We start from the raw sequence: 14,319 nt of genomic DNA, 5'->3' as shown, positions 1-14,319 counted from the left end.
CGCATCCGCACCCAGGACTACCGCTGGGACACCACCTTCGCGCGCATGCAACGATGATCACGGACCCTACAAGCTCGCCATGGATCAGGTCGTTGCCACGCCCGCCAAAAGCGGTGTCATTGCCGGCCCGGCCGTAGATCCGGTCCGCTGCGGCGGTGCCGGTCAGGGTGTCGTTGCGCACCGTGCCGATGATGGTCGCCATGCTGCATCCTCCTCCTGGACACACTGGCTTAGCAAAACACCGCAGAGAGTCCGCCGACTATGATCGCTTGGCGCCGGGATGCGAGTCAATGGCGACGCGTCCGATAGAATCTTCTTCAGCCGTACTTGAGCGGGCCATGATGCCGGAGGTAATCTAGTCGGTTTGCGGATGAATTACCGGCCGCCCACGGCAGTTCGTCCGGCGGAACGCCGAATGTCTTATGACATATTACAGCAGAAGTGAGGGATGATCGTTTCGATCGGAGGTGCAGGCGCAGCCGAGGGCGGCCCCCAGTCGGTGGAATCAGGTTAGAACAAGGCACGCGGAGGATCAAAGTACAGCAGACGTGGACAATTGGCTCATCCTATTGTTTGTCTACACGCCATAGTGCGTATCAAGCTTGCGCCTACCTATGGTATGTTCCGCCCCCAAGTCTGGCATGACAAAAGAGGTAGTTGACACCCCCTTCATTTGGCTGGAGGGCATCGAGCATGACGAGTGTCACCCATCTTCATCTCGATGCCGGCCTGCTGGGCCGTGCGCTGGTTGGGATCAGCGCGCGTGGTCGCGCCATTGCGCAGGCAGTCAGTGCAGCGGCCCTGGTGATCCAGCACCGGTCGGTCGCCGCCGAGCTGCGGCAGCTCGACCGTCGGGTGCTGCGTGATCTCGGGCTCCAGCGCGAAGGCCAAGCGGTCTGGCAGCAGTCGGACTCCTGACACTCCTGGAGCGGGACCGGATGGCCTGGACCGGTGTGACCGCGGACCGGACAGGAACGGCCATGCGCATGTCTCGTCTTGCCGGACGGCTGCTCCTTCTGCTGGCGGCCCCGCCATGCGCGGCGCATGAGTGGTACCAGGACCTGATGTCGCCCATCGGCTTTGCCTGCTGCGACCGGCGGGACTGCCATGCGGTGCCGTACCGCGTGAACGCCGTGACTGGGGAAGAAGAGGTCAAGGTGATGGGCGGTGGTGGCCGATCCAGCCGCGCAAGGTGCTTCCCCTGCCCTCGCCGGACGACAAGGTCCACGTGTGCTGGGACCAGCGTTTCCTGCCCTCCCAGGAGCCGATCTTCCGCTGCATCATCCTGCCGGGCTCGAGCAGCCTGGATGTCCCCTTATTGGCTAGCTGGCGCGTTGGCTAGCTGGCACGGCCCTGACGTACGCAGCAGTCCGTGGAGTCAAAAAGAGCCTTCGGACGTTAAAACAAGGAGATGGCTTCCCCCAGGCGGATAGTCCGTCCAGGAACTTCTATTATAAGTTGAAAGTCGTGAAGATTTAAGCTACCAGTGCGATGGCGACGGCGATGTCGTCCCGGTGCGTGGCTCGCGGAGGCAAGATGCACATCCATGTCCTGCAGCAGCACCGTGGCCGTCCGACCGGGCTGGGCTGGCTTCTCGTGTGCATTCTGCCGTGCGCGGTCATCTGGTACGGGCTGGCCCTGATCATCGCCGACTTCGTCGCCACCACGTCGTCCTAGCGGGCCGGCACCCGGAGCAGTAGCCGTGTGGCGCGGTTCATGGGGTGGGGACCATTGCTGTCCCGATAGCTCCCCTGCTCTTCCCGACGACATGCAGCCCTGAAACCACGGCGCCCATGCCGGCATTCCTGCCACAGATGTTCTGCCGCACGTCAGCGCAGCGGCCCGGTCCATTGCTTTGCTGAACGTTCCGTGCGACCAGTTTGGCACGCTACATTCAATGTGCAGGACTGTGCCCGAAATGAATGCAGTCGGTAACCAGATCGGCGATCTTGCGGAAGCCGGCGAGCGCATGATCGAGCGGCTGAGGCGCAAGGCCTTCCTGCCGGAGAGCCGCAAGAGCCTGAACGTGCGGATCGGCATCGCCGAGGCGGCGCAACTCCTGGGCTGCTCCACCAACCGCATCCGGATGGCCGAGGAGGATGGGCGCCTGCCCCCTCCCCCGCCCTCCGAGAACGGCCGCCGCCCCGGCTACAGCATCGAGGAACTGCTGCACATGCGCGAGGTGCTGGGGGCCAGCCCCAGGCGCGCGGAGCCGGACCCGCCGGCGATCATCGCGGTGCAGAACTTCAAGGGCGGCGTCGGCAAGTCGACCGTCACCACGCACCTCGCCCACTACTTGGCCGTCCAGGGCTACCGGGTGCTGGTGGTGGATTGTGATTCGCAGGCGACCACCACCACGCTGTTCGGGTTCAACCCGCACTTCAACATCACCCGCGACGAGACGCTCTACCCCTATCTCTCGATCGAGCCGACCCAGGCGGACCTCACCTATGCGGTCAAATCCACACCCTGGCGCAATGTGGACCTGATCCCGTCCAACCTCGAGCTGTTCGACATCGAGTACGAGCTGGCCGCGTCCGGCGCAGATGGCCAGTCGGTGCTGGCCGCCCGGTTCCGCAAGCTGAAGCAGGGCCTGACTGATCTGGCGCAAAGCTACGACATCGTGCTGCTCGACCCGCCGCCGGCGCTCGGCACCATCTCGCTGGCGGTGATGCAGGCGGCCAACGCCCTGCTCATCCCGCTGGCCGCCACGACCCCGGACTTCTGCTCGACCGTGCAGTTCCTGTCGATGATGGACCAGGTGCTGCAGCAACTGGAGGCCGCCGGCATCAGCGTCGACTACAGCTTCGTGCGCCTGATCTGCTCCAAGCTGGACGGCAACGATCCCTCGCATGCGATGGTGCGCGCAATCATGGAGCAGACCTTCGGCCCAGCACTGCTCCCCGTCCCCATCCTGGAATCGGCGGAGATCAGCCATGCTGCCATGCGGATGATGACGGTCTACGAGCTGGACAAGCCGATCGGCACGCCCAAGACCCACAAGCGCTGCCGGGCCAATCTCGACGAGGCGCTGGGCCAGGTGGAGCAGCTGGTGCGCCAGGGCTGGGGCCGGATCACGCCGGCCGGTGCGGGAGAGGTGCTCTATGCGACCGCCTGAGCCGCTTCATCCGCCCACATCCCCGCAGGCGTCTTCCCGGAGTGCCGTTCATGGCGCGTAAGCAGTCCGACTATCTGGCGGCGCTTTTGGACAACGACCAGGGCGATACGGAGGGAGCCCCTTCCCCTGCCCCACAGCCACGCGCACGGCCGACCACCCTGCTCAGCCGCGAATCGGCGCTGGCGCGGATCCAGTCCGGCGAGGTGCGCCAGGTGACCCAGCTATGGCTGGATCCGGCGCGGGTGCGGGTCTGGCCGGGCAATGCCCGGTTCTATGCCCAACTCACCGAGGAGAACTGCCGCGAGCTGATCGAATCGATCATCGCCGAGGGCGGCCAGAAGGTGCCGGCGGTGGTGCGACGGATCAGTGGTGATCCGGACCATGACTACGAGGTCGTGGCAGGTACCCGGCGGCACTGGTCGATCAGCTGGCTGCGTGCCCATTCCTACCCGCACCTGCAGTTTTTGGCCCAGGTGGCGCAGCTCGACGACGAGGCCGCGTTCCGCCTGGCCGACCTCGAGAACCGCGTGCGCAAGGACGTGTCCGACCTGGAGCGCGCCCGTAACTATGCCGTGGCACTGCGCAGCTACTATGGCGGCCATGTCACCCGGATGGCCGACCGGCTGAACATCTCGAAAGGCTGGCTGTCCAAGACCCTCAAGGTCGCGACCATCCCGGACGCGGTGCTGGCGGCGTTCGGCTCGGCCCACGACCTCACCATGAAGCCGGCCTACACGCTGGCGCAGGCGCTCGGCGCGGAGCCCGCCGCCAAGGCGATCACCGCCGCGGCCAGGCAGATCGCCCGCGAACAGGCTGCCCGCCACGCGGCCGGCCAGCCCGCCCTGCCCGCCCCGGCGGTCCTGCGCCGGCTGCTGGCGGCGTCGGCGCCGGACGATGCCGACGCAGAGGCCGGCTCGTTCGTGGTGACCAGCCGGCTCGGCCGCACCGCGCTGTCGATCCAGTCCGCCAACCGCCAGGGCGTGACCATCCGCCTCCATGCCGGCTCAGGTGCCGACGAGGAGGAGCTGGTGGCGGGCTTCCGCCAGCTGCTGGCGAGGCTCGATCCGTCGGGGCGGAGGATGCTGCGCTAGTGTTTCCCGGGGGAAACGCTCCAGCGCGGCAGCCCCTGCCCCTTCCCGGCAGGCCATCTGGCTGCCGCATCACCACCATGTTTCCCCGGGGAAACAGCCGATGAAGGACCCGGTCAGGGCGCAGGCCTCCGAGCAGATCGACCTGTTCCTGCCCTATCTCGCCGACCTGCCGCTGCGCGACCAGCGGGAGATGATGGAGCGGCCGTTCTTCTCCCTGGCCAAGTCCAAGCGGGTCAAGCCGATCGACTATCGCTCACCCGACGGCAAGCTCTGGGTGCATGTCTCGGCCAACCCGGACTACGGCATGGCCACCATCTGGGACGCCGACATCCTGATCTACTGCGCCAGCCTGCTGGCCGACATGGCGCGCCGCGGGCGCAACGACATTCCGCGCAAGCTGAACCTCATGCCCTACGACCTGCTCCGCGCGATCGGCCGGCCCACCACCGGAAGGGCCTACGAGCTGCTGGGCCAGGCCCTGGACCGGCTGGTCGCGACCACGGTCAAGACCAACATCCGTGCGGAAAACCGGCGCGAGGCGACCTTTTCCTGGCTGGACGGCTGGACCCAGCTCGTCGACGAGCGGACCGAGCGCAGCCGCGGCATGACCATCGAGCTGTCCAACTGGTTCTACGAGGGCGTGCTGATGACCGGCGGCGTCCTGTCGATCGACCGGGCCTATTTCGACATCAGCGGCGGGCGGGAACGCTGGCTGTACAAGGTGGCGCGCAAGCATGCGGGCGGGGCAGGCGGGGAGGGCTTCGCCATCTCGCTGCCCACTTTGTTCGAGAAGAGCGGCGCCGAAGGCCTCTACAGGCGCTTCAAGTTCGAGATCGCGAAGATCGTCGAGCGCGACGAGTTGCCGGGCTACGCGCTGCAACTGGAGCACGGCTCCGGCCGCTCGGAGCCGTCGCTGCGCATGTGCCGGCGCCAGGAGGCCGGGCCACGCCTACCCGCCGGCCAGGGGAGGGCGGGTCGCCCGGGGGCAGCCCGCAAAGGGGGGGCGGCTCCGGCACCCCAGGACCGCGCCGTCACCGAGGCGACCCTGGCACAGCTTCGCGCCGAGTGTCCGGGCTGGGACTATGACGTCCTTCATGCCGAATTCCGCGCCTGGATCGAGGCCGATCCCGCGCGCATCCCGGCCAACTACCAGTCGGCCTTCATCGGCTTCGTCCGGCGCCACCACGCCCGGAACCGGCACATCGTCACCGGCTAGCCGAGGGTCGGAGCACCTTGCGATCACGCGGGCGCTGTTCCCGAAGTGTCGGGTCGACCGGAAGCGTGGCTCATGACGGCGGGACGGGCGGCCCCATCGGCCGGGCGTTTGAACGTCTCTTTGCTGCAGGCACCAGAAACTGATTCAATCCGCAGCGCTTGTTGGGCTGGGAACATGGGCTTTCGACACTCCGGGAACGCCAGCCGATCCATCGGGAACGCTTCCACGACACTTCGGGAACGGGCGGGTCGATCCATCAGGAACGATCAGGCGACCTATCAGGAACGGCATCCGGGGCAGAAGCCCAACGTTCTCCAGCACTTATACCGTGCCCGGGATGCCCTAACCGTCTAACCTATCTAGATAAACCATCTAACGCCCGAGCCCGGTCAGCGGCCACCGCAGCCTTGCTGTCACTGGCCAAGCGATCCTGCCAGGAAAGGCGAGGGCAGGGGATCGGAGCAGCGATGGAGGTCACCCCCATCCTCCGGCCACCAGAAACGCGGCTATCAGGCAGGCTGCCCGCCTGCCACCGGCAGGCCATCCAGGTCCAGCCGGGCCAGTTCCCACGCACGCCTGAGGTCGGTGATATGTTCGGCCATCCAGGCGGCAGCGCCAGCACGGTCGCGCCTGCCGATCGCTGCCACCACCTGCCGGTGTGCCTTGACCAGGCCCGTGCCCGTCTGTGGCAGTTGCGGGCGGATCGCCTGGCAGGCCGGGTAGAGCAGCAGCCCGATCGGCTCGCGCGCCAGGATCAGGGCGCGGTTCTGGGTGGCCGCTGCCACCAGGCTGTGGAACTCCATGTCCAGCGCCACCGGCGACCGCCCCGCCGCGATCGCCGCCTCGGTTGCGGCGAGATTGGCTTCCAGGCGCTGGAGCAGCTCATGGCGATGGCGCTCGGCGGCGAGCCCGGCCGCCAGGGGCTCCAGCGCCAGCGCCACCTCCCAGAGCTCGCGGAAGGTCACCTGTTCCAGCAGCATCGCCCGGCTGGCCCTGGGCGCCAGCTCGGCCTGGCCCGGCCGCGAGACCAGCAGGCGCTTCCTGCCGTCTCGGCGCAAAAGGCCCTGGGCTTCCAGTTGCCGGATACCTTCGCGTACCGTCGAGCGATTGACGCCGAACCGGCCGGCCAGCTCGGTCTCGCTGGGCAACGCCTCGCCCTGCTTGAGCTGGCCACTCACGATCAGCCGTTCCAGCGTGCGCGAGACCGCCTGATAGGCCGGCGCCGGGGTCAGCCGCTCGATCGGCACGTCCATCACCTGTCGTCGGGCTCCGGCGGCGTGAAGTAGGCGGACAGGTCCACGGCCTCCTGCTTCGCCTTGTTCAGCTCGTGGCGCGAGACCACACGCAGATGGACCTCGTCCGGCCCGTCGATGAAGCGCAGCGCGCGGCCCCAGGTCCACAAATAGGCCAGCGGCGTGTCGTTGGAGAGGCCCATGGCGCCGAAGATTTGGATCGCCCGGTCCAGCACGGTCGTCTGCAGCCGCGCCGCCACGATCTTGATGGCTGAGACGTCGACCCTGGCCGCCTGGTTGCCGTTCGTGTCCATCAGCCAGGCCGCGCGCAGGCAGAGCAGGCGCGCCTGGTCGATCTCCAGGCGGGACAGCGCGACCGCGTCCTGGTTGTTGGCGAAGTCCGACAGGTGCCGGCCGAACACCTTGCGCTCGCGGGCACGCTGGCACATGAGCTCCAGCGCCAGCTCGCATTGGCCAATCGTGCGCATGCAGTGATGGATCCGCCCGGGCCCGAGCCGCGCCTGGGCGATGGCGAACCCGCCATGTTCCTCGCCCAGGAGGTTCGTCACCGGCACCCGGACGTCCTGGAACAGGACCTCGCAGTGCCCTTCGGGCGAGTGATGGTTCATAATCGGCACGTTGCGCACGACGCGGAAGCCCGGCGTGTCCATCGGCACGATCACGAAGGAATGGCGCTGGTGGCGCGGTGCGTCCGGCTCGTGGTTGGAGACGCCCATCACCAGCACGAACCTCACGTTCGGATGCAGCGCCCCGGTGTTGAACCATTTGCGGCCGTTGATGACGTAGTGGTCACCGTCCCGACGGATCCGGGTTTCCAGATTGGTCGGGTCGGAGGAGGCGACGTCCGGTTCGGTGATCGAGACGACCGAGCGGATCTCGCCCCTCAGCAGCGGGTCGAGCCAGCGTTGCCGCTGCTCCGGCGTGGCGAAGAGGTGCAGGATCTCCATGTTGCCGGTGTCGGGGGCGTTGCAGTTGAAAACTTCCGACGCCCAGGGGATCCGCCCCATGATCTCGGCCAGCGGCGCATATTCGAGATTGGTCAGCCGCGTGCCGGGCTCATCGGGCTTCAGCCCCGGCAGGAACAGGTTCCACAGGCCGTCTGCCCGCGCCCGCTCCTTCAGTGGCTCGATCACCTCGAGCGGATAGGTGCCGGCTTCGGCCAGCCTGGTCCAGCGCCGATGCTCCGGCAGGACATGGTCGGCCATGAAGGCCTGAAGCCGCGTGCGCAGCTCCTCGACCTTGGGCGAGTAGGCGAAATCCATGAGTCTCCTGGCTCCGATCAACTGGCTCTGGCGAGGTCGAGGGCGCGGCCGGCGAAGTTCCCGGCCAGCCGCCCGATCTCGCCGGCATTGCTGCCCGCGGCATTGCCCTGGCGCGCCCGGTCCGCGATGCCGACGAAGATCACGGCAAAGCGGAACAGGGCGAACACGACGTGGAAGGGCTGGAGCTCGCCCGCAGGCTTCGCCTGCTGCTGGTAGCGCTGCACGAACTCGTCCACCGACGGGATGCCTAGCGCCGCATGGTCCAGACCGAGGATGCCCCCATACTCGTCCGGCGCGGTGTGCCAAGTCATGCAGCAAAAGCCGAGATCGGCCAGCGGGTGGCCCAGCGTCGACAGCTCCCAGTCGAGGATGCCGATCACCCGGGGCTCGCTGGGATGGAACAGGAGGTTGCCTAGGCGGAAGTCGCCATGGGCGATCGCGACCCGGCCATCGTCCGGGGGCAGGTGCCCTTCCAGCCAGGCGACCAGCTCGTCGAGTGCGGGAATGTCGTCGGTCGGCGATTCCCGCCACTGGCGCGACCAGCGGGCGAGCTGGCGGGAAAAATAGCTGCCGGGCCGGCCATAGTCGCCAAGACCCACCGCCTCGGGATCGACCGCGTGAAGCCGGGCGAGCGCATCGGCCATGCCCAGATAGATCCCACGCCGCTCGGGCGGCGTCAGGCCGGGCAGGGCGCACTGGTCGAACACCCGCCCGTCCAGCCGCTCCATCAGGTAGAAGGGCGTGCCCACCACGTCCGGTTCGGCATGGAACAGGAGCGGCCGCGGCACCGGCACGTCGGTCGTGGCCAGTGCGTTCAGGACACGATACTCGCGATCCACCGCATGGGCGGACGGCAGGGTCGGACCGGCCGGACGCTTGCGCAGGACCAGGCGCTGACCGGGCAAGCTCACGAAATAGGTGGGATTGGACTGGCCGCCGCCGATCCGCTCGACCGACATCGGCCCCTGCACCCCTTCCAGGGCGTCCGACAGGAACCGGCGCAGGCGCAGCGGGTCGAAGTCGAGCGTCCCGGTGATCGTGCCGATCTCGTCCGATCCGGCCATGTCGCCTCCGTCTGCCCCGGCCGGCCCTTGACCGGCTGTCGGGTTTGTCCGACAGTCCGACAGAAATGCCGGAGCGTGTCAAGGAACTCCAGGCGAGGGGAGGCGGCATGGTGGGTGACGGACTGGCACCGCGCGGGGCGAACTGGACGGCACTCAGTCCGCTCGACTTCCTCGACCGCTCGGCCGACGTCTATCCCGGCAAGGTCGCCGTGGTGCACGACGCCCGCAAGCTGACCTATGCCGAACTGCGCGAGCGCGCCCGGCGGCTGGCCGGGCTGCTCCAGGAGCTGCGTGTCGGCCGTGGCGAGGTCGTGTCGGTGCTGGCGCCGAACGTGCCGGAGATGCTGGAGGCCCATTTCGGCGTGCCGCTCGCCGGTGCCATCCTGAACGCGATCAATACCCGACTGGATCCGCCAGCGGTGGCCGGCATCCTGGCCCATGCGGAGGCGCGAGCCTTCATCGTCCATGCAAGCCTGCTGCCGGTGGCCGAAGCCGCGCTGAACCAGCTGGAAACCCGGCCGAAGCTCGTCGTGATCGGCGCGGATCAGCCAGCACGCGCGGGCGGCCTCGACTATGACGAGGCCCTGGCGGCGGCCACGCCGACACCCTGGCAGGGCCCGGCGGACGAGTGGGATTCCATCGCGCTCAACTACACGTCCGGCACCACCGGCAATCCAAAGGGCGCGCTCTACCACCATCGCGGCGCCTATCTGAACGCGCTCGGCAACGTGATCACGTTCGGCCTGCGCCCGGACTCGGTCTATCTCTGGACCCTGCCGATGTTCCACTGCAACGGCTGGACCTATCCCTGGGCGGTCACGGCCGTGGGTGCCCGGCACATCTGCCTGCCGCAGATCGGCCCGGCGCGGATTTTCCAGCTCATCCAGGAGCACCGGGTGACGCATCTGTGCGCAGCCCCGGTGGTGCTGACCATGCTGATCCATGCGCCCGAGGCGAAGTCGGTGCGGTTCGAGCACGGCCCGGTCGAGATCGCGACCGGCGGGGCGGCACCGCCCAGCGCGGTGATCGAGGCCATGGAGCGCATGGGCTTCCGGCTGACCCATCTCTACGGCATGACGGAGTGCTATGGCCCCTCCACCGGCTGCGCGCCGCAGGAAGCCTGGGCCGGGCTGAAGCTGGAGGAGCGCGGCCTGCTGATGGCGCGCCAGGGCGTGCGCAACCTGACCATGCAGGCGCAGACCGTGCTCGACACCACGACCGGGCAGCCGGTGCCGGCCGATGGCCAGACGCTGGGCGAGCTGGCCGTGCGCGGCAACACGGTGATGAAAGGCTACTTCAAGAACCCGGCCGAGACCGACCGGGCGCTCGCCGACGGCTGGCTGCATACCGGCGACCTCGCCGTGCTCCATCCGGATGGCTATGTCGAGGTCAAGGATCGCGCCAAGGACATCATCATCTCGGGCGGCGAGAACATCAGCTCGCTCGAGGTCGAGGAGGTGCTCTATCGCCACCCGGCGATCATGGAGGCGGCAGTGGTGGCCAAGCCCGACGAGAAATGGGGCGAAACGCCTTGTGCCTTCGTCACGCTCCGGCCCGATGCGGGCGAGGTCTCGGCCCAGGACGTGATCGCGTTCTGCCGCGCCAACCTCGCCCACTACAAATGCCCGCGCACCGTGGTCTTCGGCACCCTGCCCAAGACCTCCACCGGCAAGATCCAGAAGTTCGAGCTGCGTGAGCAGGCCCGGGCGCTGGGTTGAGCCTGCCGCCGCCGGCGGGCGGGGTCAGACCTGCCGGCGATAGGCCGTGGGGCTGGTGCCGGTGAAGCGGCGGAAGGCGGCCGTGAAGGCGGACGGCGTCTGGTAGCCCACCGCCAGTCCCACATCGATGATCCGCATCCGGGGATCGCGCAGCATCTCCTGGGCGCGCTCCAGCCGCAGCCGCGTCAGCCAGGCGTGCGGCGTGGTGCCGGTCGCCTGGCGGAACGCCGTGCAGAAATGGGAGCGGCTCAGCGAGATCAGCTCCGCCAGCTCGTCCAGCCCGACATCCTCGCCCAACCGCTCGGCCATGTAACCGGTCACGCGCCGCAACTGCCAGGAGGGCAGGCCACGTGCGGGTGAGCGTGCCGCCGGCTGGCCGAGCGACGAGTGGAGCCGCATCAGGTGGGTGCACAAGAGGTCGAGCGCCTGCTCGACCAGCAGCCGCTTCGCGCGATCCGGCCGGCCGGCAAGGCGTCCGAGTGCCCGCAGGATGTGCGCGCCGATCGCATCCGGCTCGCCGACGCGCGGCAACAGCTCCACCCGGCAGCCGCGCGAGAGCGGTGCCGCGAAAGCCTGAAGACGCGCGTCGCTGAGCATCACGTAGGAAAGCGACGATCCCTGGTCGATGTCCCAGTAGCCGCCCCAGTCCGCCGGCACCACAGCCACCGTGCCAGGGCGGCCCACGCCGGCCAGGCGCAGGTGGCCGCAGTGCCAGACCCGCGGCGACGGCGCCCCGTAATAGGCGCCGATCGTGTGAACCGGCAGGGCCGGGATCACCTCGTGCATCTCACGGTGCGGCCACCGGGCCGTGAGCAGGGTGCCATGCTCCGGAATCTCTGCGGCGGTCGGCAGCGGGCCGGCGATCACGCCCTGGCAGATCTCGAAGGCCTGGCGCTGCGGCGACGACTGCAGGCCGCCGCCTTCCGGCGCGGACAGACCCAATGGAGCGTGGCGGTGCGCCGCAGCCATTCCACTCATCGCCGCCCCCGATGGACGCGCCTGCCGGCAGGAAGTCCCAATGACGGATCGAAGCGGTTATGCGCCAAAATGGCGCCACCCGCCAGATCGAGGCCGAGGGCTGCGGTCAGTGCTGCGGCCCGGGCTCCACGCGGGCCCACAGATCATCGAAGGCGATGCTGTCGAAGAAGGCCCGCGCCCGGACGATCAGGCCGTCCCGCATGTCGAGGAACCAGGCGTAGCTGTTGGCATAGGTCCGCCCGTCCCGTGCGGTGCCCTCGGCGTCGAACAGGACGATCACCGTGTCGCCTTCCGCATAGAGGTCGTGGATCGCCGGCTTCAGGCCGACCTCCATCCGGGCGTTGAACGGCCGGATGACCTCGCGCAGGAAGGCCTCCTTGCCGGCATAGCTGCCGGCTGCCGCCGACCTGCCGGCGATGGTCCAGGTCGCGTCCTCGGCCAGCAGCTCGAAGGGGCTGCCGGTGCCGGCAGCCCAGGCACCGAAGCTCGCCCGCACGATCGCCTTGTTGAGCTCTGCCATGCCCTCGTCAGCCTGAACCATGCCGGAACTTCCCATCAGTGAGGCGACCACAAGAAGAGGGGTGAAGATGAGCCTGCGCACGGTGGGTTCTCCTGGCCCGATACCGGCCTCAGATCGGATTCTCCCAGGCGGCCAGCTGGTGCGCCTTCAGCATGTCCTCAGTTGCCTTCGGCACGACGTTGCGGAAACGGCCACTGTCCGCGGGCACGATCTCGATCATCCGCTCGATCATCTCCCGCGCATCCAGGTGGCCGTCCGGTGCCTGGAGGAACCGGTCGAACTCGGCGCGCAGATCGGCACGCTTGGTGACGTGCCTGGCATCGTCCAGCCAGCGGAACGGCGCGTCGGCCATCGTCTCGTTGTAGCCGGTATAGAAGGCGCCCGGATTGATGGTCTGGACCTTGATCCCGAACGGCCGCAGTTCCTGCTGCAAGGCCTCGGCGACCGCTTCCAGCGCATGCTTGGTCGAGACGTACACGCCCCAGTTGGCCGGCGTGAACAGGCCGCCCATGGAGGAGGTGAACACGATCTTGGCCGGCTTCTGCGCGTCGATCCACTTGCGCACGAAGCCCTGGGTGAGCTGCAGGGGCAGGAAGACGTTGACCTCGTAGTTCCTGCGCACGAGGTCGAGCGGGATCTCGAACACCGGGCCGGCTTCGCCCATGCCGGCATTGTTCCAGAGCACGTCGATGTCGAAGCCCTGCGCCTGCCTGATGTCGTAGGGATCGGTCAGGTCGAGGCGCTCGACCCGCAGGTTGCGCAGGTCGAGCGCCCTGGCCTCCTCCCGAAGCGGTGTCACCTGCGAGGCGACGTGCACCGTGGCGATGACGTCGTGGCCGTTCCTGGCCATGCCGATGGCGGCGGCCTTGCCGAAGCCCGAGCCGGCGCCGGTGACGAGGATGGTCTTGGACATGGGGCTGGTTCCTCTGGAGGAAGTGCCGGGGCGGCGATCACGCCGCGGCGGAAGGGTGCAGGAGGTCGGTCAGGGCCGGCAGGCGGCCGCACCGGCCCGGGCGATCTCCAGGTCCTGGGCGATGGCGGCACCGGAGACGCCGACGGCGCCGATCAACGTGCCGCCCGGAGCACGGAGCGGGATGCCGCCCGCATAGGGGGCCAAGCCGTCATTGCTGAGTTCCAGTGCGGGAGCGGCGGCACCCGGCCGGCAGTACTCCCAGACGGTCTCGCTTTCGCAGCCGAACAGGACGGCGGTGCGCGCCTTGCGCATCGCCACGTCGATGGAGCCGAGCACGGCGCCATCCATCCGGCAGAAGGCCTTCAGATGGCCACCCGAATCCAGCACCGCGATGTTCACGGTCACGCCCAGTTCCGTCGCCGTCGATCGGGCGGCGGTGATGACGTCATGGGCTTGGTCGGCGGTGATCATGGACCTGACATCCGCAGGCAGTCGCGATACCAGGGACTTTAAGGGCAGTTGCCGACACCGTGCTGTTCGCAGAGTACGGTGACTGTCGTGTTCTTCCGGTGACGTGCGGGGAATATGCTGGCCAGCAGGCCCGCCAGGACGCACTGCCAGCACCCGTGGCACCGAGGCTAGGCGGCAGCATCGTCCTGCAGGGGCCGGCCCAGGAACAACGTGCCCGTCACCGGGGTCTCGTAATAGGCAGGGATCGGCCGGAAGCCCATCTGCCGGTAGAGCGCGATGGCGGCTGTCATGTCGGGCAGCGTGTCCAGGCGGCATCTCCCGATAGCCAGCAGTTCTGGCAGCCGCGAGCGCGGCCTCGACCAGTGCCCGGCCGAGCCCCAGGCCCCGGCCTGCGGGTGCCACGTAGAGGCGCTTCATCTCGCACAACGATGGCGGGTCGAGCGGGCGGAGCGCTACGCAGCCGAGTGGCCGGCCGGCTTCGTCACGCGCCAGCAGGAGCGCGCCCGCCGGCGGTGCATAGCTGCCGGGCAGGCCTGCCAGCTCGGCTGCGAAGTCCTGTGACCTTGCCCCCTGAAATGCCCTCGGTCTGAAGCTAGGGTCCGTCGATCAGGAGACGGACGATGAAGAAGAGCCGGTTCAGCGAAGAGCAGATCATCGGGATCCTGAAGGAGGGTCAGGCCGGGCTGCCGGTTGCCGAGATCTGCCGGAAGCACGG

Annotated in this window: 15 protein-coding genes and 2 pseudogenes; 7 read left to right on the top strand and 10 right to left on the bottom strand. The window is 68.1% G+C overall.

Annotation, left to right across the window (positions count from 1 at the left end; all coding sequences use genetic code 11):
* A pseudogene (locus tag HLA95_RS25575) lies at positions 1–202 on the bottom strand (hypothetical protein); the annotation flags it as partial.
* Between the two features lie 491 nt (positions 203–693).
* Here HLA95_RS25575 and HLA95_RS25570 point away from each other — a divergent pair.
* The 5 genes from HLA95_RS25570 to HLA95_RS25550 all read left to right on the top strand — a co-directional run bounded on the left by HLA95_RS25570 (position 694) and on the right by HLA95_RS25550 (position 5,425).
* Complete coding sequence (locus HLA95_RS25570) at positions 694–918, top strand: hypothetical protein (RefSeq protein WP_191061280.1); 225 nt, start codon at positions 694–696, stop codon at positions 916–918.
* A gap of 618 nt (positions 919–1,536) precedes the next feature.
* Positions 1,537–1,677, top strand: a complete 141-nt coding sequence (locus HLA95_RS25565; RefSeq protein ID WP_191061281.1) for a hypothetical protein — start codon at positions 1,537–1,539, stop codon at positions 1,675–1,677.
* Between the two features lie 241 nt (positions 1,678–1,918).
* A complete protein-coding gene (locus tag HLA95_RS25560; RefSeq protein WP_191061282.1) occupies positions 1,919–3,118 on the top strand; it encodes an AAA family ATPase in 1,200 nt (399 codons plus the stop codon).
* A gap of 50 nt (positions 3,119–3,168) precedes the next feature.
* Positions 3,169–4,209, top strand: coding sequence for a ParB/RepB/Spo0J family partition protein (locus tag HLA95_RS25555; RefSeq protein ID WP_222184947.1), 1,041 nt, complete (start codon positions 3,169–3,171; stop codon positions 4,207–4,209).
* Positions 4,210–4,309: 100 nt separating this feature from the next.
* Positions 4,310–5,425: a replication initiator protein A gene (locus tag HLA95_RS25550; RefSeq protein ID WP_222184945.1), complete on the top strand. Its 1,116-nt coding sequence runs from the start codon at positions 4,310–4,312 to the stop codon at positions 5,423–5,425.
* A 509-nt stretch (positions 5,426–5,934) separates the two neighbouring features.
* Here HLA95_RS25550 and HLA95_RS25545 read toward each other — a convergent pair.
* The 3 genes from HLA95_RS25545 to HLA95_RS25535 are packed head-to-tail and all read right to left on the bottom strand — an operon-like array spanning position 5,935 to position 9,004.
* On the bottom strand, positions 5,935–6,678 hold the full coding sequence (locus HLA95_RS25545; RefSeq protein ID WP_191059340.1) for a FadR/GntR family transcriptional regulator: 744 nt from the start codon (positions 6,676–6,678) through the stop codon (positions 5,935–5,937).
* Positions 6,678–7,940, bottom strand: coding sequence for an acyl-CoA dehydrogenase family protein (locus HLA95_RS25540; RefSeq protein ID WP_191059334.1), 1,263 nt, complete (start codon positions 7,938–7,940; stop codon positions 6,678–6,680). The genes HLA95_RS25545 and HLA95_RS25540 overlap by 1 nt, the downstream gene beginning before the upstream one ends.
* 17 nt (positions 7,941–7,957) lie before the next feature.
* Positions 7,958–9,004, bottom strand: coding sequence for a phosphotransferase family protein (locus HLA95_RS25535; RefSeq protein ID WP_191059335.1), 1,047 nt, complete (start codon positions 9,002–9,004; stop codon positions 7,958–7,960).
* Positions 9,005–9,111: 107 nt separating this feature from the next.
* Here HLA95_RS25535 and HLA95_RS25530 point away from each other — a divergent pair, with 107 nt between their 5' ends.
* On the top strand, positions 9,112–10,722 hold the full coding sequence (locus HLA95_RS25530) for a long-chain-fatty-acid--CoA ligase (protein ID WP_191059336.1): 1,611 nt from the start codon (positions 9,112–9,114) through the stop codon (positions 10,720–10,722).
* 24 nt (positions 10,723–10,746) lie between these two features.
* Here the strand turns inward: HLA95_RS25530 and HLA95_RS25525 are convergent, their stop codons facing one another.
* From HLA95_RS25525 to HLA95_RS29245, 6 genes and pseudogenes are all read right to left on the bottom strand, one after another.
* Positions 10,747–11,691, bottom strand: a complete 945-nt coding sequence (locus tag HLA95_RS25525) for an AraC family transcriptional regulator (RefSeq protein WP_191059337.1) — start codon at positions 11,689–11,691, stop codon at positions 10,747–10,749.
* Positions 11,692–11,806: 115 nt separating this feature from the next.
* On the bottom strand, positions 11,807–12,241 hold the full coding sequence (locus tag HLA95_RS25520; RefSeq protein WP_222184943.1) for a nuclear transport factor 2 family protein: 435 nt from the start codon (positions 12,239–12,241) through the stop codon (positions 11,807–11,809).
* Between the two features lie 88 nt (positions 12,242–12,329).
* Entirely contained in the window at positions 12,330–13,133 is an 804-nt protein-coding gene (locus HLA95_RS25515; RefSeq protein ID WP_191059338.1) for an SDR family oxidoreductase, read from the bottom strand.
* 69 nt (positions 13,134–13,202) lie between these two features.
* Entirely contained in the window at positions 13,203–13,604 is a 402-nt protein-coding gene (locus HLA95_RS25510; protein WP_191059339.1) for a GlcG/HbpS family heme-binding protein, read from the bottom strand.
* Between the two features lie 167 nt (positions 13,605–13,771).
* Complete coding sequence (locus HLA95_RS28635; RefSeq protein WP_255513172.1) at positions 13,772–13,894, bottom strand: N-acetyltransferase; 123 nt, start codon at positions 13,892–13,894, stop codon at positions 13,772–13,774.
* 82 nt (positions 13,895–13,976) lie between these two features.
* A pseudogene (locus HLA95_RS29245) lies at positions 13,977–14,096 on the bottom strand (GNAT family N-acetyltransferase); the annotation flags it as partial.
* Positions 14,097–14,224: 128 nt separating this feature from the next.
* Here HLA95_RS29245 and HLA95_RS25500 point away from each other — a divergent pair.
* On the top strand, positions 14,225–14,319 hold a 95-nt coding region (locus tag HLA95_RS25500), incomplete at its 3' end, for a transposase (RefSeq protein ID WP_222183311.1).

The sequence above is a fragment of the Geminicoccus harenae genome, from assembly GCF_019800005.1.
Lineage (GTDB): Bacteria > Pseudomonadota > Alphaproteobacteria > Geminicoccales > Geminicoccaceae > Geminicoccus > Geminicoccus harenae.
Note: the sequence above shows the minus strand (reverse complement) of the source record. Positions and strands in the feature narration are given on the sequence as shown.